The sequence below is a fragment of the Phycisphaeraceae bacterium genome (assembly GCA_040222855.1).
GTDB lineage: Bacteria > Planctomycetota > Phycisphaerae > Phycisphaerales > Phycisphaeraceae > Mucisphaera.
The window spans coordinates 583,644-603,122 of sequence record JAVKCD010000003.1; the positions used below are offsets into that span (position 1 = coordinate 583,644).

Consider the following 19,479-nt stretch of genomic DNA (forward strand, 5'->3'; position numbering starts at 1 on the left):
ATCGGAGAAATCGGGGGGGAGGGCCCGGTGAGGCGGCAGGAGGGCCGATCATCGGGGTTCGACGCGGATCAGGCGATCTGGGCGGGTGGAGGCAGGTCGAGGAGGGCTTCGAGGTCCGATAGCGGGTTGGTGGATGCGGCGGAGGAGGCTTTGGCGACGCGACGGAGGTCGGATCGGGCGGCGTCCTGTCGGGCTTCGTGGGCTGATGCTGCGGTTTTTTCGGAGACGGTGTGGAGGGCGTCGGCGGGCAGGAAGCAGACGAGTCGTAGGAGTCCGTGGTGGCCGTTGGTGCCGTGGGGCACGGTGAGGGCCATGAGGCAGGGGCCGATGAGGACGAGGGTGATGACGCCGGTCCAGGCACAGGCTGAGGTGTTGAGGGTGGGCTTCTGCACGGTGTCATTATGCCCCCCTTGGGGGCGGAGTTCCAGTGGGTGTGGTAAGGGATGCTGAAGGCGGGGGCTGATCCGGCTAGACTCGTCGTCCCTCACCCCGAACCGGAAGGCGATTTGAGTATGAACATTCACGAGTACCAGGCGCGCGAGTTGCTTCAGAAGTTTGGTGTGCCGGTTCCGCCTGGGATCGTGGTGACGAACCCGATGGAGGCGGAGAAGGCATATGAGACGCTGGCGAAGCGTCATGGGGCGACGTTGGCGGTAGTGAAGGCTCAGGTGCATGCTGGTGGGCGTGGCAAGGGTGGTGGCGTGAAGCTGGTGCGGTCATCGGAGGAGGCACGGAAGGCGGCGGCGGCGATTTTGAGCAAACCGTTGATCACGCCTCAGACCCCGCCTGAGGGTGTGCCGGTGACGAAGCTGCTGGTGGCGGCGGGTGTTGATATTGAGAAGGAGTATTACCTGGCGATCGCGGTGGATCGGAAGACGGGGGCGCCGGTGCTGATTGCTTCGTCGCAGGGAGGGATGGATATTGAGCAGGTGGCGCATGAGAACCCGGATGCGATTATCCGGGAGTCGATCAGCCCGATCGCGGGGCTGGCGCCTTATCAGGCGAGGAAGATTGCTTATCAGTTGGGGTTCAAGGGTCAGCAGGTGCGGATGGCGGGGAAGATCATGCACCAGTTGTCGGACCTGTTTTTGAAGAGTGACTGCTCGTTAGCGGAGATCAACCCGTTGATTGTGACGAAGGCGACGGACGAGCACCCGGATGGTGTGGTGATGGCGATTGATGCGAAGCTGAACTTTGATGAGAACGCGATGATGCGTCAGGAGGAGATCAAGGGTTACGAGGATCCGGCCGAGGTGAACCCGGATGAGGCGCACGCGGCGCGGTTTGGGTTGTCGTATATCAAGCTGGACGGGACGATTGGTTGTCTGGTGAATGGTGCGGGGTTAGCGATGGCGACGATGGACATCATCAAGCTGCATGGCGGGGAGCCGGCGAACTTTCTGGATGTGGGCGGTTCGGCATCGGAGGAGGCGGTGACCGAGGCGTTTCGGATCATTCTCAAGGACCCGAAGGTGGACGGGGTGCTGGTGAATATTTTTGGTGGGATTGCGAAGTGTGACACGATTGCGCGGGCGATCGTGGTGGCGGCGAAGGAGGTTGGGTTCAAGGTCCCGCTGGTGGTTCGGCTGGAGGGGACGAATGTTGAGCCGGCGCGGAAGATCCTGGAGGCGGCAAAAAAGGAGATCCCGACGATGCAGATCGGTGCGGACCTGACGGACGCGGCGAAGAAGATCACGGGCGCGGTGGCTGCGTAGCGGGGAATCGGTCATTTATCCCTGAAAAAGCTGACTAGACACTCTTGTGATATCGCATTGGTGGGCTTAATGTCGGTGTTCCGGGGCATGCCGTGGGTGTGCCTGTGTCTTGACTCTGGATAAGGGATTGACATCATGCTCAGGGGTACGATCGCCATGGTCATCGCGGGGTTGCTGGGTGCTGGTTTGTGGGCGTGGGTGGCGTTTGCCACGGAGTATGAGTTTGCGGTGGTGGCTTGTCTGATCGGGGTGTTTGTCGGGGCGGCGGCGTATTACGGTTCGGGTGGTCATCTCACGGCGATCAACGGTTTGTTGGCGGTGGCGGTGACGTGTGCTTCGATCACGCTGGGCAAGATGGCGATCGTGGAGATCATGATTCAGGATGAACTGTCAACGGCACAATCGCAGTTGTTTGATCCGGTGCTTGATCGGCTTGCGACGGATGATGAGTATGTGATCAGTTATCTGGCGGACGATGTGGCGATGGAGCGGACCGATGCGGGCGAGACGCTGGCGTGGCCGGGTGGTGACGAGTATGAGGAGCGGGAGCGTGAAGCGGACTATCCAGCGGCTATCTGGGCGGAGGCGGAGGCTTTGTGGGAGGGCATGTCGCCAGCGGATCGTCAGGATTATCGAGAGGAGTTGATTGAGAATCAGGAGGCGGTTCACGAGGCATTGATGGGCTATGTCAGCAGTGAAGCGCGTGACGCGGGGATTCTCGGGATGTTCCACCCGATGGATTTGCTCTTTTATGCGATCGCCATGTACATCGCCTATCGGGCCGGGTCGGGGCGGATAGCCGCGGAGGGGTGAACGGGTCGCGATGGATGCCTACACTGCGGGCATGAAACATGAACCTTTGCTCGCGGAACTGGATCGGTTGCGGAAGGACTTGGACAAGGACCCGACGGATATTGAGTGGCTGACGTTGCATCACGCGTTTGTGTTTATCAGCTACAAGACGAATGAGTTTGCTGAGTATGTGGCTGAGGCTTCGGCGCGGGGTGAGTTTGCTGAGTGGGAGGAGGAGAACGGGTGAGTGGTGATGGCTGATGTGGTGACTGTGGCGGTTTGTGGGGATGAGCTGACGCTGGCGACGGAGGTCACGGCGTTGTGCATGCGGACGTGGCCGTGGGATGAGCCGGTGGCGGCTGAGGTTGAGGCTCGGCGGCTGATTGAGGAAGCGGAGGCGTATGAGGGGCCTGCGGAGCGGGGGCATCGGTATCACGTGATCAAGGAGGGGGATCGGGTGTGTGCGGTGGCGCGGACGTTTGCGCGGACGATCGGGACGGTTGCTGGGCGGATGGAGGTTCTTGCGTTGTCGGGGGTGGTGGTTGAGGAGGCGTTTCGGGGTCGGGGGTTGGGGGCGGCGGTGGTGCGGGGTGCGCTGGAGCGGGTGGATCGGGGTGTGTTCGGGTTTTCGCTGTTCCAGACGGGTGAGCACAACCGGGGGTTTTACACGCGGCTGGGTGCGATGGTGGTGGGTAATGAGGTGATCAACTCGCTGGCGACGGAGGGGATGCGGATGCCGGCGTTTAATCCGGATGAGCTGGTGGTGGTGTATCCGGAGAAGGCGGGTTGGCCGGACGGGACGATTGATCTGCTGGGGTCGGGGTACTGAGCGGGTTAGGCGAGTTTTTTCTGGGCGGTGGTGCCGTCTTTGGTGGTCTGGACGATGTAGCCCATGGCCTGGAGTTTAGCGCGGGCGGCGTCGGCGGCGGGGAAGTCTTTGGTGGCGCGGGCGTGATCGATGGCGGCGCAGAGTTGTTGGGCTTGATCGTCTATGCCGGAGGCTGATTCGGTCTCACGGATGATGCCGAGGACGGAATCCATGGCAGCGAGAACCCCCCCCTCATCAGCAGAGTCCTGGGTGGCGGCGTTCTGGGCTTGCGGGCTTGTGATGAACTCGAAGACGGCGGCGAGGGCTCCGGCGACGTTGAGGTCGTCGGCGAGGGCGCGGATGAAGGGTTGGAGTTGGGGGTGATCGGCAGGGGCGGGTGGGGTGTCCGGGGTGAGGTTGAGTTTGCGGGCGGCTTCGCGGAGGCGGCGGACGGCGGAGGCGGATTCTTCGAGGCCCTTGAGTCGGAAGTCGGCGTTTTTGCGGTAGTGGCCGCGCATGAGTTCGAGGCGGATGACCGCAGGGTCCACCCCCCCCACCCCCCCGCCCCCCCCTACCCCCCGACCTTCGCCGCCACCCACTCCATCCGTGCTTTTGTCGGTGAGGTCGCGGAGGGTGTAGAAGTTGCCGAGGGACTTGGACATTTTTTCGCCATCGACGAGGAGGAATCGTGCGTGGAGCCAGTAGTTGGCGAAGCGGTCTTTGCCGGAGGCTCCGCGTGACTGGGCGATCTCGCACTCGTGGTGGGGGAAGATGTTGTCTTCTCCGCCTGTGTGGATGTCGATGATGTCAGCGTTGAGGGAGGCTCGTGCCATGGCGGAGCACTCGATGTGCCAGCCGGGGTAGCCGGTTCCCCAGGGGGAGGGCCATTTCATGAGGTGGTTGTGGTCGGGTTTCCAGAGGAGGAAGTCGGCGGGGTGTCGTTTGGCTTGTTGGTTGGTTTCGGAGACGCGTCCGCCTGCGCCGCCTCGGAGCTGGTCGAGTGTGTTGCCGGAGAGTTGGCCGTAGTCGGGGAAGTTTTCGACGGAGAAGTAGACGGCGCCATCGTCTGCGACGTAGGCGTGGTTGTTGTCGATGAGTCGGGCGATCATGGGGATCATGGAGGGGGAGACGTGGTCGGTGGCGCGGGGGCGATGGGACTCGGGGTCGTCGGCGATTTTGAGTCGTAGGGCGCGGGCGTCGTCGAGGAAGGCCTGCTCGAAGTAGCGGGCGACCTGGTAAGGGTCGGTGGGGTCATCGACGTTGGCGGTACCTTGTTTTTTGGAGGCTTTGAGGCGTTGTGCGGCGAGTGCCATTTTGTCTTCGCCGGCGCCGTCGACGTTGCGGTCATCGGTCATGTGGCCGACGTCGGTGATGTTCATCACCTGGTGGACGGCGTAGCCGAAGAGTTCGAGAGAGCGCCTGAGGACATCGGCGAAGAGGAAGCTGCGGAAGTTGCCGATCTGGGCGTAGTCGTAGACGGTGGGCCCGCAGTTGTACATGAGGACGCGGCCGGGGTTGATCGGCTGGAAGTCTTCGAGGCGGTGGGTGAGGGTGTTGTAGAAGCGGGGCTTGATCATCGGCGTGATTTTAGCGGAGGATCAGGCGGCGTTGTCGTCGGGTGCGGCGGGGAGTTCATCGAGTTTTTCGATGCGGACGCGGACGACGCGGGTTTTTTCTGCGGCGACCACGGTGAAGCGGACGCCTTGGAGATCGAAGGTCTCGTCTTGTTTGGGGATGTGTCCGAGGTGGCTGAGGACGAAGCCGCCGATGGTGTCGAAGTCGTCATCTTCGGGGAGTTCGAGGTCGAGGCGGTCGTTTACTTCGTCGATCGAGACGCGGGCGTCGATGTCGGCGGCGTGTTCGTTGATGGGGTAGATGGTGGGGTCGGGCTCGGCGCCTTCTTCGTATTCGTCGCGGATCTCGCCGACGATTTCTTCAAGGATGTCTTCGATGGTGATGAGTCCTGCGGTTCCGCCGTATTCATCGAGCACGATGGCCATGTGCTGGTTGGTGCGTTGGAACTCGGCGAGGAGGTCGGCGACGGATTTGCTTTCGGGTACGAGGTAGGGTTCGCGGAGAATTTGGTCGAGGTCGAAGTCGGCGGCGTCGCCGAGGTACTTGATGAGGTCGCGGGCGTAGAGGAGTCCGATGATCTGGTCGAGGCTCTCTTCGTAGAGGGGGATTCTGGAATAGCCGATGGTGGTAACGGCGTCGCGGATCTGGGGGAGTGTTGCCTCGGTGGTGTCGATGCCTTTGACGTCGGTGCGGGGTGTCATGATCTCGCCGGCGGTTGTGTTGGGGAGGTCGAAGACGGCTTCGAGCATCTGTTTCTGGATTTCGTTGACGTTTCCGCCATGCTTGTGATCTTCGACGACGGAGAGGACGTCGTCGGAGAGTTCATCGGCGGGCACGAGATCGACGCCTGAGACGCGGCGGACGAGGGGGTCGATGGTGTTGAGGAGTTGGAGTACGGGCGTGAGGATGAAGTAAAGGATGTAGAGGACGGGCAGTGAGGCGGCGATGAGGCCTTCGGGGGTGTAGCGGCCCCAACTGGTGGCGATGGCGACGGTGAAGACCGCGAGGATCGATCCGGCGCAGACGAAGGCGAGGCCGTAGGCGACCCAGCCCTGGTAGGAGCCCACGAAGAGGTCGAGGACGGCGAGGAGGACGAGGAGGCTTGAGGCGGTGCGTAGCAGTCCGGTCATCAACTGGAGTTTGGGGAGGCGCTGAGTGAAGGTCGCCATGGCTGACTGGCGTCCCTGAGACTCCAGGAGTTCTTCGAGTTTACGTCGAGAGAAGGTCTTGAGGGCGACGTTACAGGCGGCCAGGTAAGTGCCGAGGAGGGTTGCTACCACTGTGATGATGATCGACAGTTCCAAAGGTCAGGCGTCTCGCTTCCCCGGTGTTGCGGCGGTTTGCCGCATCGTCGCGACTGGCGGTCCGGGGCCCGCCAGCGCTCGCGGGCGTTTAGCCCGGTGCGTTTCTGGTTTGGACGGCGTAGACCGGGCCGACGCCTATGCGGGTGAGCAGGCGGTCTTCCTCGGCGTGCATCTTGCGAGCTTGATCTGGGTCGTGGTCGTCGTATCCGAGCAGGTGGAGGACGCCGTGGACGGCGTAGAGCAGCAGTTCGTGCTCGATCGAATGGTTGTGTAGGTCGGCCTGTCGGCGGGCCTGATCGACACAGAGGACCAGCTCGCCCTCGATGGTGCGGGGCTGGTCAGCGAGATCGAAGGTGATGACGTCGGTGGTGGTGGGGTCGCCGAGGTATTGGTCGTGGAGTTTGGCCATCGTGGCGTCATCGACGAGGGCCAGGCTGAGGCTGATGAGGGGTGTGTTGAGTTGTGTGATGACCTCGGCCAAGCGTGCGGCGAGCCAGTCGGCGTGGGGCTGGGCCTGGGGATGATCGGGGGAGACGGCGATGAGGTTAGCGGGGTGCGTGGGCTCATCGGCCCTGGAAGGGTCGGGGTCGTCGTCGCCTGGGGCGTTGGCGGGATCGTCCTGGAGGATGATGGGGGTCAGCATCGGATTCGCATTGTACCCCCAACCCGTCGGGGAGTGGGTTCCTGTGGTCTCGAAGAGGACTTGGTTTCAGAGCTTGATCGGTTTTGGGAGTTTGCAGTCTCTTGACTTGACGAGGGTGACGCTGTTGCCGCAGTCGTTGTAGGCGACGGAGGTCATGTAGGCGGCCATGAGCATGACGCCTCGGCCGGAGGGTCGTTCGAGGTTTTCGGCGAGTGTGGGGTCGGGTACGGCACCGGGGTTAAAGCCCTGGCCCTCGTCGCAGACGGTGATCTGGATTTTCTGGTCGTCGATGGTGTAGGAGATGGTGACTTTGCGCGTGGGGTCGGAGTCGTTGCCGTGTCGGATGGCGTTGGTGACGGACTCGTCGAGGCAGAGCTTGAGGGCGAACTGGGCATCTTCGGAGAAGCCGGCGTCGCTGGCGTCCTTGAGGATGCGGTCCTGGACCCCTGAGACCTCAGCGAGGTCGCTGGGGATGATGATCTGGTGGGTTTTGGGCTCGCCTTTTGCGCCCATCGTGCCTCGTCTCCCTCCGAACTGGGGGTCAACTGAAGCTAGCGAGCGCCTTGTCGGTGGTCTCGTGGATCTGGAAGAGCTTGTTGAGCTTTGTGATCACGAAGACCTCGTAGATCTGGGGGTCGATGTTGGCCAGGCGGAGTTGTCCGGCTTTCTGGCGGATTTTGTTGTTGATGGTGATCAACGTTCCCAGAGCTGCGGAGGACAGGTGCTCGACCCTCTCGAAGCTGATGAGGATCTTGGGGTTCGACGATTTTTCGATCAGGGTGGAGATCTCTTCGCCGATTTGTTGGATGTTCGCCTCCTCGAGGATGTTCCTGTCGAGGAACTCGATGCGGGTGATCTCACCCTGCTCGTGGATGACGAGTCGCGAATCCTTGGTGGTCATCAACCGCTCTCCTGGGAGCCCGTAGTCGGGTGCGCGACGTTAGCCGGGGCCGAAACGGGTGTCAAGCAATCGTTGCCTGCTGGGGGTGATGGCTTGAGAAACTCGCGGGGTTTGGGGAAAACAGGCAGGCTGTTCGCGTACACTAAGGGCATACACCCCGGCGGTCCAGAACTCATGAAACCTACCTATTACATCGCGTTGCTTCTGGGCATAGGCGTCTGTACGTTTGCGGTGGGTTATCGGATCATGGTTCCGGGGTCGGAGGGTGAGGTTTTGACGGGGTCGGACGAGGTCTCGGCGGGTAGCGGGCTCAAGCCTCCGCCAGCGGACACGGTGCTGGTGGCAGACGGGCGGCCGTCGATCGTGAGTAACCGATCGAGTCCGGAGGCGGGTGAGGGTGAGGACAGCCCTGGTGCTCGGACTCGTGGTCCGCTGATTCCGGTCAACACGGTGGAGCCGACGCCACGGGTGAGTTCGGGTCCGCTGATCCCGGCGGGGCTGGCGGATCAGACGGATGCCGTGGCTGAGGATGAAGCCACGGCCGATCGGGCCGCTGAGTCGGGCGACACGGGTGCGGGTACGGAGACGGCCTTGTCGGAACCCCCGCGACCTGGGGCGCAGAGGACCGTACTGCGGGCGACACCCGCAGAGAGCGGTCCTGAGCCGAGGACGTATGAGGTGTCGGAGGGTGACACGCTCTCGACGATTTCGGACGAGCTTTTCGGTAGCAGTCGCTATTGGGTGGATCTGGCGCGGGCGAATCCGACGGTTGATCCGATTCGGTTGCAGATCGGGCAGACGATCGTGATCCCGGCGATTGACGCGGGTACCGAGTCGGGTGCCCTGACGGACAAAGAAGCGGGGATCCGGGCCCCGCGGGCTGTGCAGCGGCACACGATTCGGCCTGGGGAGTCGCTGTCGTCGATCTCGGTTCGCTACTACGGCACGGCGACCCATTGGCGGGTGATTTTCAATGCCAATCGCTCGTCGATCGGGCCGGATCCGAATGCGGTGCGGGCGGGGATGTCGATTGTGATTCCATCGGTTCCGGTTCGCGAGCGTGATGATGACTGATTGCTGCAGGCTTGGGTCGTCTACCATCTTCGATCATGCCTGAGGCTCTTCGACTGGACGTGGTGATTTTTGGTGGCGGGGTGGCTGGTCTGTGGACGCTGGCGCATCTCAAGAGTCTTGGTTACTCGGTTGTCCTGCTTGAATCGCGGCGACTTGGGCAGGGTCAGACGGTGAGTGCGCAGGGGATTCTGCATGGCGGGGTGAAGTACACGTTGTCGGGGATGATGACCGATTCGGCGCGAGCCCATCGGGATGCGCCCACGATCTGGCAGCGTTCTCTTGCCGGTGAGCGTGAGCCGCTGCTGACTGAGACGAGTGTGCTCACGCGTGCGTGTCTGCTCTGGCGGACGACGGCGCTGAGTTCGATCATGGGGATGGTGGGGGCTCGGGCGGGGCTGTCGACGCGGCCGATCAAACTCGATGAGAAGGATCGGCCAGCGGCGCTGGCGGGGTGTCCTGGCGAGGTGTTTCGTGTTGATGAGTGGGTGATTGATCCGGTGTCGATGGTTCGTGATCTGAGTCAGCAGCACAGCGAGTCGATCGTTTGTGTGGATGCCGATACGGCGATCGAGTTTGGGCGTGAGTGTGATCGGGTTACACGGATTGAGGCGACGAGCGCCAACGGGCAGGCGTTGTCGCTGGCTCCTGAGCATGTGATCCTGACGGCGGGGTCGGGCAACCGTGTGCTGCGTGAGTGGATCGGGCTTGCGCGTGAGGCGACGCAGAAGCGACCGTTACACATGCTGATGATGCGTGGCGAGCTGCCGGAGGTGTATGGCCATTGCGTGGATGGTGCGCACACGCGGGCTACGATCACCAGCGGGACTGATCGAGCGGGCCGAAGGGCCTGGCAGGTGGGCGGTCAGGTGTCGGAGGATGGGGTGAAGATGGAGCATGAGCAGTTGCTTGAGCATGGGAAGCGCGAGGTCGGTGCGGTGCTGCCGGGGCTTGACTTGTCGGGCGTTGAGTGGAGTGCTTATCGGGTTGATCGTGCGGAGGCGACGACGCGGACGGGGATGAAGCCGGATTCGGTGACGCTTCGGACCGAGGGGAATGTGCACACGGCGTTTCCGACCAAGCTGGTGCTGGCTCCTTATCTGGCGAGCAAGGTGGCTGAGACTCTGCCGGCGGCCGGGGTGGGTGATGCCGAGGGTTTACGTGAGGCGTTGGCGTCGATGGCTCGGCCGGAGGTGGCGTTGGCCCCGTGGGATGAGGACGTGACGTGGACGAGGCTGTGATCCGACGATCGCTTGGGCGGACAGGGCTGGAGATTACGCCGATTGGTTTTGGTGCGTTCAAGATCGGTCGGAATACGGGGATCAAGTACGACCGTGCTTACGATTTGCCTACGGAGGAAGAGGCGGCCCGGCTGCTGCATCGTGTGCTGGACCTTGGCATCAACCACATCGATACGGCTCCTGCGTATGGGGTTAGTGAAGCGAGGATTGGCAGGGCGCTGGCTGGGCGTCGGGAGGAGTTCATCCTGTCGACGAAGGTAGGTGAGACTTTTGAGAGCGGGCGATCGCGATACGACTTCTCGGGCGACGCGGTGACGGCGTCGGTGCGGCGGAGTCTTGAGCGGCTGGGGACGGATCATCTTGATGTGGTGCTGATTCATTCGGATGGCAGGGATGTGGAGATCATGGAGAAGTCGGGTGCGTGCGAGGCGCTGGATCGATTGAAGAGGTCTGGCGATGTGCGTGCGGTCGGGCTGTCGGGGAAGACCGAGGCGGGTTTCGATCGGGCGATGGCGTGGGCTGATGTGTTGATGGTTGAGTATCACAGTGATGACACGCGGATGGCGGGTGTGATCGCGCGGGCGCACGAGGCGGGGGTTGGTGTGCTGATCAAGAAGGGGCTGGCGTCGGGCAAGCTGGGGGCTGCGGATGCTCTGAGTTTTTTGCTGGCTGACGGTGGCGTGGATTCGGTGACGCTGGGGTCGCTGAACCTCGACCACCTGCGGAGCAACCTGAATGAGGCGCAGCGTGTGCGTGGTGTCAAGAGGGGATGACCCTGAGGGATGAACCGGGTTAGCGAGGGGAAGGTTGTGAGTTTTTCAAAACTGATCGTGGCGTTGGGGGCTGAGCCGATATAATGCATGGACAAGTCAAGAGTGTCCCAGGGTTGCTGGGGTCGATCCAGTTTTCAGACCCACATGCCTCGAGCCCTTACGGACCCCAAGGGAGCAGGATCGGGCGCGACGGCCAAGCCGCCACTGAGCGGAAGGCCAGGATGATCCGGCGACGCACCCACTTTGAATCTGGGGTTCGAGCATCGGTCTGACGACCCCCGCATTCCTGCGACACTCACCGACTAGTTGAACAAGCGACGCGCCGGGGCGCGTCGCTTGTCGTTTTTTGATGTGTTGCGTTGTCAGCTATCAGTCCTGGACGGGGACCGAAGCGGTGCTGGTACGTGGTGTGAAGCCGGGGACTTCGGCGAACTCGGCGGCGAGTGCTTCCTGAACGGCTTGCTCGGCGATCTGCCTTGCGAGCTTAGCGGAGGCTTCAGCGGAGAGGACTTCCTGGTTGCGGAGGCGTGCTTCCTTGTTGGCACGCTCGGCGACTGACCAGGCTTTGAGTGCGTTGACGCCTTGGGTGGCGAGACTCTGCTCGGCTTCGCGGAGCATGCTCTCGGATTCCCTGAAGACCAGACGTGCTTCTTCGAGGGCGCGCTCGGCGGCCTGGGCTTCGGCCTTGGCCAGTTCGACGTCGATGTGCGCGTCGACGGCCTTGTCGCGGAGGGCGAGTGCTTCCTCGGCACGGTTCTGTGCGAGGCGCATAAGACGCTCGGCGATTTGTGTTGCTTCGCGGGCGGCGCTGGTGCGTGCCTCGGCGATCTGGAGCGATGCCTGGGCTGTCAGCACGGCCTGCTGGTGTTCTTGGGTGACCACCGCGATCGAGCGCGATGCCTGCGAGCGAAGTTGGTGGGCCTGATAGACGTTCTCGGACTGCTGGCTGACGCGCTGGGCGGCGCGCTCGGCGGCGGCTCGCTTGGCTTCGGCTTCGCGGAGTGATTGTTCGGCTTCACGGCGAGCACGTTCCGCATCGAAGCGGGCCTCGTTGGCGCGGGCTCGGGCTTCTTCTGCCTGACGCGAGGCTTTGGCGGCCTGCTGGACCTTGTCGAGTGAGACACGAAGCAGCGCGTAAGGCTCGCTGCGCTGGCTGGTGGTTGCGTAGGGCGATACGAGGTCACGCATCGATGTGGTGAAGTAGAGATAACCATCCGGGCCCAGAGCGATGGAGTCGGGCCACTTGAGCTGAGGTCCGGCGACGACGGTTTCGACGAGGCCATGGGGCTCGCGGACGATGATGGCGTGGTTTTCGAGGCCAGCAGCGTAGAGGCGGTCATCCTGGTCGAGCCAGAGGCCGTCGATGGCGGTTCCGAGGTCGCCAACGAGTTCGACGCGATGGGTGAGTTGGGCGTCGCCTAGGTTGGCATCGAGCAGGGCCTGAGTCGAGATGCGGTAGAGCTCGCGGGCGCCTAGTGGCTGGTAGTAGAGCCATTGTTTGTCATTGGAGAGGGTCAGTCCCCAGACGCCGAGGCGGCCAGCGCCGGCGGCGCGGGTGCGGTCGGCGGTGAACTCGGTGCCGGGGACCGGTGCGGTCGAAGGGTCGCCGAGGAGGCGGCTGGCAGCCCAGCGCTGAGTCAGGTCGTAGACGATGATGGCGCCGGAGCCGGCATCTGCGAGGTAGGCGACTCGTTTCTCAAGGTCGACTCTGAAGTCGCTGAGGAAACTGTTGGTGCCGAGTTGACGCTTGTGATCGATGTAGAAGACCTGAGCGACGGTGTTGTCGGTGAGGTCGATGCGGACGATTTTGGGTCCTGCGGTGACGATGCCGTCGCCGGCCTGGGGATTGCCTGAGTCGAGAACCCAGAGGTAGTTGAGTTCATCTACAAAGATGGCTTCGGCGGAGACCAGGCTGTTTAGGGCGGACGGTCCGGCTTCGCCATCCCAGCGGTTCCAGGCGAAGGTTGGGAAGGGACGGATGGTGCCGTCGGCGAAGACCTCGGCGAGGGCGACCTCGGGCTGCTTGGTCCAGTAGGGGAAGCTCACGAAGACGCGGCCGTTGTCGGACACTGCTACGCCCGAGGGCTGGGCGTCGGTGAAGCTGGCGACCTTGACCACCAGCTTCTCGAAGCGGTTCTGGATGTCGGTGGGTCCTGCGGCGGTCGTTGCGAAGGCGGTGCGGTCGTAGGCCTGCTTGGGATCGGCCGGGCTCGTCGGCTTCTCGGCGAGAGGCTTGGGTTGCGCGGGTTGGGTGTTCTGAGAGGCGAACGGGCTCTGGAGCCCGGTGCTCGAGCAACCGCCTGCGGTCAGGGCCGCGGCCAGCAGGCTCATCGCTGTCATCCCACGCCATCCGATTTGCTTAAGCCTCGTTTTCATCGTCAGTCCACCTTCTTCCCATCAGGGATCTGTAACCTTGGTTCTCGCGCATGCGGTCATTGGAAGCCATCGGCCCTCGGATGGGCCGGGTTGAGTCCGGGAAGGCGTGCATTGCGAGAACTAACCGTGTTGTGCGGATGCTCAGAGCATCTGCGAGGATGGCAACGACTGGACCGTCTGTAACGCTCGTGAGGCCTGTATGTCTGACACCCCCCCGCATCCCCCCCACCCTGCTCCCCCCGCAGCTCTCCGCCCGACTTATGTGGCTCGAAGGGCGAAGCGGCCGCCGGTTCTTGAAGGTCACGATGCGTTGTGGTCGATCGCGGATGTGGCTCGAGTCGAGCATTTTCACGAACGCAGCTCGAGCCATCACCCCAAGACCACGGCGAGGCTGCTGTATGACGAGGACAACCTCTACCTGCGATTTGATGTTGAGGACCGTTATGTGATCGCCACGCGGACCGAGTCGAACGAGCCGGTCTACAAGGACAGCTGCGTGGAGTTCTTTTTTCAGCAGCGCGAGAACCACTACATCAATCTTGAGATGAACGCGATCGGTACGATCCTGCTGGGGCACTGGAAGGACGAGCCGAGAGAGGGCGGGGAGGTCGATCCTAAGCTCATCGAGCAGGTCGAACGCTGGACTTCGTTAACAGGGCCGATCGAGGAAGAGATTGAGGAACCGATTGCGTGGCACGCGAGTCTGGCGATTCCGCTGAGTCTGATTGCGGAGCTTGAAGGGGACCTGGGTGAGCGCAAGCCTGCGGCGGGTGTGAACTGGCGGTGTAATTTCTACAAGATCGCGGATGAGAGTTCGCATCGGCACTGGGGCGCGTGGGCACCGATTGGTGAGCGGTTGTGGTTTCATCAGCCGGCGTATTTTGGTCACTTGAAGTTCGTCTGAGACTGTGATGCCTGCGAAGCCCCGCCGACCTCATCGTTTGTCACTTTATGTGTGCTCGGTCCAGCATCCGATGGCCGAGGTGGCGATGATTGAGACGGCCTATGCCCAGCACAGCGACAGTACGCCGCTGCTGCTGCGCGAGGACTTCGCGGGTACCTCGGCGGTCGCGATGGCGTGGGTTGCTTCCGACCCGGATCGTCAGGCGATGGCGATCGAGCGCCACGGCCCGACGGCGCGATGGGCGGCGAAGCGTTGCGTTGACACGCTGGGGCAGCGCGCTGATGACCTTCACATCGTTGAGGCGGATGTCCATGCGGTGCCGGGGCCAAAAGTCGATGTGACGGCGGTGCTGAACTTCAGCTTGTGTGAGTTGCACACGCGAAAGGCGCTGGTGGGTTATCTCAAGCACTCACGTAAGGGGCTGCGCCCCGACGGGATGATCTATCTGGATTTGTTTGGTGGTCCTGGGTCGCAGCGCACCGGCACGCAGACCCGACGGCACGAGGAGCCGATTGACCCGTGTACGGGTGAGCGTCTTGCGGCGTTTGATTATCACTGGGAGCAACGGGCTTTGGACGCCAGCAGCGGGCGGATCGATTGTCGGATTCACTTCGGCTTTGATGATGGGCCTGTGATGTCATCGGCTTTTCGATACGACTGGCGGCTGTGGACGCCCGCAGAGGTCCGGGATGCGCTCGATGAGGCGGGCTTTAAGAACGTGACGGTCTGGTGTGATTGTTATGACGAGGGAGCGGGGTCATCTGATGGTTTGTATCGGCCGGTCAAGGCGTTGCCGACGCGAGAGGACTGGGTTGTCTACATCACGGCGACGCGGTGAGGTTGTGGGTACTCATCGCGATGGCGAAGTCATCGGGGATCGGGGCTTCGATGATGTGGCCGTCGAACTCGATGCGTTTGGCGTGCAGCATGGGTCGGGGAGCGGGGAGGGAGGCGTTGTAGTGGGTGTCGCCGAGGACGGGGTGGCCGTTGGCCGCCATCATGGCACGGATCTGGTGGAGGAAGCCGGTGCCGAGGTCGATCTCGATCAGTGACGCGGACTCGTTCTTGCAGAGAGAGCGGAAATATAGATCGCACATGCGGCCATCGGGCTGATACTTGAGGTGTTGGCTGGGTGGTCGAGCTTGGACTCTGGCGGGGTTGTGTTGATGGATGCTCAGGCACATGCGGACATTACCCTCGCCATCAAGTTTTCCTTCAACAAGGGCGAGGTATCTCTTGAGCAGTAGGCGATCCGCGAACTTGTTACGGAGTCTTCGCCATGCTCTTGAGTTCGTCGCTATGAGCAGGACACCTGTCGTGCCCACATCGAGTCTGTGGACGACACCTGAACGCAGTCCGGCTTCACCGATATCCTGGATCGTCGGATAGCGAGCGACCGCTGCATTGAGTGTTGTGCCGGTCTCGTTCCAAACCAGCGGGTGTACGGGCTGTCCTGATGGCTTGTTCACGGCGATCCAACCATCGCCATGAGCGAGGATGTATAGCGGGGCATCAGGTTCGGGCAGGATGCGTTGATCGGCAGTTGCGATCGGCCCGGTGATCTCAATCATAGTTCCGGGCTCGATCTGTTCCGCGTTGCGCCGAGCCACATGCTGATTGATGAGGACATGACCAGCTTCGATGGCGCGTTTAGCATCCCCTCTTGTGACATCGAGTCGCTGAACTAAAAGCAGATCTAATCGCTGGATCTCATTGTGATGGGTCCATCGTTGGTTCATCTTCCACGAGCTTAGCGATTTAACTTTTGACGCCGGTCAGGGTTACTGCCTGGCCGGAGCCGACGGTTCCGCCTTCGCCCTGGGTGTCGGGGATCCACTGGACGAAGGCTTCGATCGCCTCGTACTCGGCGAGGCCGAGTTCGTCGTAGAGTTTGGCGGTGCCGCGGTTGCGGTCTTCGGCGCGTTGCCAGAACTCTCTGGGGTCGCTGCCTGGGAACAGGGCCCTGTCTTTTTGTGATTCGTGCTTGAAGATTGCCTGGCGTTTGCGGAGCAGTTCCTGTGGCGAGATCGGCACGGCCATCTCGATGTGCTCGGGTTCCCACTCCTGCCATGCGCCGCGATAGAGCCAGAGGTTGCAGTTTTTGAACCACTCGTGGTGCTTGACGCGGTGGACGGCGGCGAAGATCGCCATGAGGCAGACGCGGTGGGTGCCATGAGGGTCGGAGAGGTCGCCGGCGGCGTAGATCTGGTGGGGCTTCACCTTTTCGAGGAGGTCGACGATGATCTGGATGTCGTCTTCGCCGATGGGCTTCTTGCGGATCGTGCCGGTCTCGTAGAAGGGCATGTCGAGGAAGTGCAGGTTTTCGTCGGGCACGCCAGCGGCGCGGGCTCCAGCGCGTGCCTCGCCGCGGCGGATGAGGCCTTTGATTTTCTGGATCTCGGGGGAATCGACCTGACCTGGCTGTTTCCTGCGGAGGAACTCCTCGATATGTGCTTCGATCTCGGTGGCTTTATCGTCTTTGACGCCGAACATCTTGTTGAAGTCGGCGGCGAAGTCGGCGAAGCGGAGTGCGTCCTCGTCAAAGACGGCGATGTTGCCGGATACCTGATAGGCGATGTGGACCTCGTGGCCCTGATCGCAAAGACGGATGAGCGTCCCGCCCATGGAGATCACGTCGTCATCGGGGTGGGGGGAGAAGACGATGGCGCGTTTGGGGAAGATCTCGTCGCTGGCGCGGCGTTGATCGCCGGGTCGTTTGGCGCTGGTCGGTTTGCCGCCGGGCCAGCCGGTGATGGTCGCCTGGAGGTAGCGGAAAACATTGACGTTGATGCTGTAGGCCGGGCCGTGTTCGGCGATGAGGTCCTGGAGTCCCGACTCGTTGTAGTCCTCATCGGTGAGTTTGAGGACCGGCTTCTTGACCTGCTGTGCCAGCCAGATCACCGCCCGGCGGATGAGTTTGGCGTCCCAGTCGCAAGGCCCGACCAGCCAGGGCTGGTTGGTGCGCGTGAGGCTGGAGGCGGCGGCCCCGTCGAGCATGACCTGCGCGTTGGGGTGATCCTGGAGGAAGGATGCGGCGATGACTGGTGTGACGGGCCCCTCGATCGCCTCGGCGGAGATTTTTGACTTGCCCTCGCCAAAGGCCATCATGATCAGACGACGAGCGCCGAGGATGGTCCCGACCCCCATGGTGATGGCCTTGGTCGGGACGTTCTCGATGCCGAAGAAGTCGCTGGCGGCGTCGATGCGTGTTTTGCGGTCGAGCCAGATGAGGCGTGTGCGGCTTTCTTTGCCTGAGCCTGGCTCGTTGAAGCCGATGTGCCCGGTGCGCCCGATGCCCAGGAGCTGGATGTCGATCCCGCCGGCATCGGTGATGGCTTTTTCGTATGACTGGCAGTAATGGGGTACTTCCTCGATCGACAGCGTGCCGTCTGGGATATGGACGTTCCTGGGGTCGATGTCGATGTGATCGAAGAGGTGCTCGTGCATGAACCGGTGATAGCTCTGCAGCTCGTTGGGCTGCATGGGGAAGTACTCGTCGAGGTTGAAGGTCACGACGTTCTTGAACGACAGGCCTCGTTCTTTGTGCAAGCGAACCAGTTCGGCGTAGACGCCTGTGGGGGTTGAGCCGGTGGCGAGACCGAGTACTACGGATTTGCCCTCTTTTTGACGCGTCTCGATCAGCTCGGCGATCTCGGCGGCGACCGCCTGGTTGACCTCGGCGGGGTCGGTCAGGACACGGGTCGGGATCTTCTCTCGACTGGCCATCTGCAGATCAAAAGCGGAAGACAAGGGCAGGCTCCTCTTGGATACACGGGCAATATAAGCGAACGTAGGGCCAGGACCGCCCGGCGCTGGAGAGCATGTTACATGAACGAAGGGCTTAATCTATCAACTATAATAATCGAAAGACTTTTGAGCGACAACCCTTGTCTGGACTCATAACTTCCTAACAGATAAAGAAAAAGCCCCGCCGCCTCGCTGTGAAGCGAGACGTCCGGGGCCGATCCAAGGCATGGGGGTTGGGTCAATCTTTTGGCGGCTCGTAGACCCCGGGGTGAAGTGCTTCACGGAGATCGTCTGCGGACATCGGGTCGACGGCGTAGACATCTTCGAGGAGCTTCGCGGCTGCGTCGCGGGCCAGGGCGTCGAGCCCGCCTGTGGCGGTCTCGGGTCGGGTCTCCAGCAGGGCGGCCACCTCGGGCTGGCGGAAGTAGTGAAACTCGCCGAGGGCGTCGCCGGAGCCGAGGTTGGTCGAGGGCCTAGCCGAGAAGAGGACGCCGCTGGATGTTGCGGGGTCTCTGTGTTCGGCGGCGTCGAATGCCTTGCATCCGACCGTGGTCAGGATGAGTCCCGCAGCCAGGAGTGCTCTTAGGGCCATGATCGTCCTCCAGAGACCGCAGTGATCTCCAGAGCAGGTCATCGAACCGGCCTTGGCCCGGATCGAGTCTTACCGGACACAACCAGGACACTTATGAAACACGATCTCAGCACAGCCGCCAGACACGGCCCAGGCGTTAAGCTTGACCTAGTCAGCCTGACAGTCATTGAGTATTTGTTAGCCCCCTAGGCGGCCGGTCAGGCTTGCGTCAGTCGTCCGCTGATGTGGCGGGCTGCGAAGGCGATGTCCTCGACCCGCTGGTCGCCGGCCTCGCGCTCGATGACCAGATCGCCACGGTATCCGCCCTGTTGAAGTGCATTGAGAAAGGCGGGCCAGTCGACCGCCCCGCTGCCGACGCGTTCTTCGCTGCCCCAGGTTCCTGGTTGCGGGGTTGGCAGCGCGTCTTTGATGTGTACCTGCTTGACCCAGTGCATCAATGACTTCACGGCCTCGATCGGATCGCCTTTGCCGTAGAGGATCATGTTGGCGGGGTCGAAGTTCACGCCCACCGCAGGGTGATTCAACGCTTGGAGGAATCCGGCCAGGTCGGCGGCTGTTTCCTGACCTGTTTCCAGGAGCAGATCAATCCCCGCAGAGCGTGAGAGGTCTGCCAGCTCGCCAAGTCGTTCGGTGACCTTCGATCGCACTGGGTCGTTGGGGTCGTGCGGGATAAAGCCGGCGTGAAAGGTGATCTGATCGAGGCCCAGTGCGGTCGCGATGCCCACTTGTCGGGCGTACAGATCGCGATTAGCGGGCCAGTGCTCATCCGGCACGATCCCGCCGGTGAGTTTGATGGTTTCGAGTGTGCTGTAGTCCTCGCCGATGGGCATGAACATGCCCGAGACCAGTTCGATGCCGGCGTCCTTCAGCGTTGCGCCGGCACGCGACCACGACAGGTCTTCGACCAGGGGGTTGAGACACAGCGACGCGCGAGACAAGCCTGTACACCCGAGGCTCTCGATGAGGTCCGCAGGGCTGTCGGGCTGAAAGCTCCAACTGCAAGCGGCCAGCCGTTCGTTCATCGACCCCTGGCTCAT

The 19,479-nt window shown here is 62.2% G+C and carries 20 protein-coding genes; 9 read left to right on the forward strand and 11 right to left on the reverse strand.

All coding sequences use genetic code 11. The features are described from left to right. Nucleotides 1-68 precede the first annotated feature (68 nt). On the reverse strand, nucleotides 69-392 hold the full coding sequence (locus RIG82_02600; GenBank protein MEQ9459831.1) for a hypothetical protein: 324 nt from the start codon (nucleotides 390-392) through the stop codon (nucleotides 69-71). Nucleotides 393-512: 120 nt separating this feature from the next. Between RIG82_02600 and sucC the strand changes: the two genes are divergently transcribed. The 4 genes from sucC to RIG82_02620 all read left to right on the forward strand — a co-directional run bounded on the left by sucC (nucleotide 513) and on the right by RIG82_02620 (nucleotide 3,336). Further along, nucleotides 513-1,715 (forward strand): ADP-forming succinate--CoA ligase subunit beta, encoded by a 1,203-nt coding sequence (gene sucC / locus RIG82_02605; protein MEQ9459832.1) that lies wholly within the window; start codon nucleotides 513-515, stop codon nucleotides 1,713-1,715. Nucleotides 1,716-1,850: 135 nt separating this feature from the next. Further along, nucleotides 1,851-2,528 (forward strand): hypothetical protein, encoded by a 678-nt coding sequence (locus RIG82_02610; GenBank protein MEQ9459833.1) that lies wholly within the window; start codon nucleotides 1,851-1,853, stop codon nucleotides 2,526-2,528. 31 nt (nucleotides 2,529-2,559) lie between these two features. Further along, the gene (locus RIG82_02615; protein MEQ9459834.1) at nucleotides 2,560-2,754 is read left to right on the forward strand and encodes a hypothetical protein; all 195 of its coding nucleotides are present in this window, start codon (nucleotides 2,560-2,562) and stop codon (nucleotides 2,752-2,754) included. A 6-nt stretch (nucleotides 2,755-2,760) separates the two neighbouring features. Next, nucleotides 2,761-3,336 (forward strand): GNAT family N-acetyltransferase, encoded by a 576-nt coding sequence (locus RIG82_02620; GenBank protein MEQ9459835.1) that lies wholly within the window; start codon nucleotides 2,761-2,763, stop codon nucleotides 3,334-3,336. A gap of 5 nt (nucleotides 3,337-3,341) precedes the next feature. Here the strand turns inward: RIG82_02620 and RIG82_02625 are convergent, their stop codons facing one another. The 5 genes from RIG82_02625 to RIG82_02645 form a co-directional block, all read right to left on the reverse strand. Continuing rightward, nucleotides 3,342-4,892 (reverse strand): cysteine--tRNA ligase, encoded by a 1,551-nt coding sequence (locus RIG82_02625; protein ID MEQ9459836.1) that lies wholly within the window; start codon nucleotides 4,890-4,892, stop codon nucleotides 3,342-3,344. Between the two features lie 21 nt (nucleotides 4,893-4,913). Further along, nucleotides 4,914-6,194 carry a hemolysin family protein gene (locus RIG82_02630; protein MEQ9459837.1) on the reverse strand — a complete coding sequence of 427 codons (1,281 nt, stop codon included), beginning with the start codon at nucleotides 6,192-6,194 and terminating at the stop codon, nucleotides 4,914-4,916. Between the two features lie 88 nt (nucleotides 6,195-6,282). Continuing rightward, entirely contained in the window at nucleotides 6,283-6,837 is a 555-nt protein-coding gene (gene ybeY / locus RIG82_02635) for an rRNA maturation RNase YbeY (protein MEQ9459838.1), read from the reverse strand. 66 nt (nucleotides 6,838-6,903) lie between these two features. Beyond that, entirely contained in the window at nucleotides 6,904-7,350 is a 447-nt protein-coding gene (locus tag RIG82_02640) for an ATP-binding protein (GenBank protein MEQ9459839.1), read from the reverse strand. 28 nt (nucleotides 7,351-7,378) lie between these two features. Further along, nucleotides 7,379-7,738 carry an STAS domain-containing protein gene (locus RIG82_02645; protein ID MEQ9459840.1) on the reverse strand — a complete coding sequence of 120 codons (360 nt, stop codon included), beginning with the start codon at nucleotides 7,736-7,738 and terminating at the stop codon, nucleotides 7,379-7,381. Between the two features lie 174 nt (nucleotides 7,739-7,912). On the opposite strand from RIG82_02645, the gene RIG82_02650 reads away from it, so the two are divergent. From RIG82_02650 to RIG82_02660, 3 genes are read left to right on the forward strand one after another with little or no spacing between them, the layout of a single operon-like run. Beyond that, nucleotides 7,913-8,812 (forward strand): LysM domain-containing protein, encoded by a 900-nt coding sequence (locus RIG82_02650; protein MEQ9459841.1) that lies wholly within the window; start codon nucleotides 7,913-7,915, stop codon nucleotides 8,810-8,812. A 35-nt stretch (nucleotides 8,813-8,847) separates the two neighbouring features. After that, a complete protein-coding gene (locus RIG82_02655) occupies nucleotides 8,848-10,050 on the forward strand; it encodes an FAD-dependent oxidoreductase (GenBank protein MEQ9459842.1) in 1,203 nt (400 codons plus the stop codon). Beyond that, nucleotides 10,035-10,823 carry an aldo/keto reductase gene (locus RIG82_02660; GenBank protein MEQ9459843.1) on the forward strand — a complete coding sequence of 263 codons (789 nt, stop codon included), beginning with the start codon at nucleotides 10,035-10,037 and terminating at the stop codon, nucleotides 10,821-10,823. Before RIG82_02655 ends, RIG82_02660 begins: the two co-directional genes overlap by 16 nt. 369 nt (nucleotides 10,824-11,192) lie before the next feature. On the opposite strand, the gene RIG82_02665 is transcribed toward RIG82_02660, so the two are convergent. Next, nucleotides 11,193-13,163, reverse strand: a complete 1,971-nt coding sequence (locus RIG82_02665) for an L-dopachrome tautomerase-related protein (GenBank protein ID MEQ9459844.1) — start codon at nucleotides 13,161-13,163, stop codon at nucleotides 11,193-11,195. Nucleotides 13,164-13,398: 235 nt separating this feature from the next. Between RIG82_02665 and RIG82_02670 the strand changes: the two genes are divergently transcribed. Together RIG82_02670 and RIG82_02675 are read left to right on the forward strand one after the other, a co-directional pair. Next, nucleotides 13,399-14,103 (forward strand): carbohydrate-binding family 9-like protein, encoded by a 705-nt coding sequence (locus RIG82_02670; GenBank protein ID MEQ9459845.1) that lies wholly within the window; start codon nucleotides 13,399-13,401, stop codon nucleotides 14,101-14,103. A 7-nt stretch (nucleotides 14,104-14,110) separates the two neighbouring features. Next, the gene (locus RIG82_02675; GenBank protein MEQ9459846.1) at nucleotides 14,111-14,941 is read left to right on the forward strand and encodes a hypothetical protein; all 831 of its coding nucleotides are present in this window, start codon (nucleotides 14,111-14,113) and stop codon (nucleotides 14,939-14,941) included. Here the strand turns inward: RIG82_02675 and RIG82_02680 are convergent. From RIG82_02680 to RIG82_02695, 4 genes are all read right to left on the reverse strand, one after another. Then, on the reverse strand, nucleotides 14,925-15,842 hold the full coding sequence (locus RIG82_02680; GenBank protein MEQ9459847.1) for an RluA family pseudouridine synthase: 918 nt from the start codon (nucleotides 15,840-15,842) through the stop codon (nucleotides 14,925-14,927). The two genes, RIG82_02675 and RIG82_02680, sit on opposite strands and share 17 nt — an antisense overlap. 19 nt (nucleotides 15,843-15,861) lie before the next feature. Further along, entirely contained in the window at nucleotides 15,862-17,853 is a 1,992-nt protein-coding gene (gene nagB / locus RIG82_02685) for a glucosamine-6-phosphate deaminase (GenBank protein ID MEQ9459848.1), read from the reverse strand. Nucleotides 17,854-18,088: 235 nt separating this feature from the next. Further along, the gene (locus RIG82_02690) at nucleotides 18,089-18,442 is read right to left on the reverse strand and encodes a hypothetical protein (protein ID MEQ9459849.1); all 354 of its coding nucleotides are present in this window, start codon (nucleotides 18,440-18,442) and stop codon (nucleotides 18,089-18,091) included. A gap of 197 nt (nucleotides 18,443-18,639) precedes the next feature. Further along, nucleotides 18,640-19,464, reverse strand: a complete 825-nt coding sequence (locus RIG82_02695) for a sugar phosphate isomerase/epimerase family protein (GenBank protein MEQ9459850.1) — start codon at nucleotides 19,462-19,464, stop codon at nucleotides 18,640-18,642. Nucleotides 19,465-19,479 lie beyond the last annotated feature (15 nt).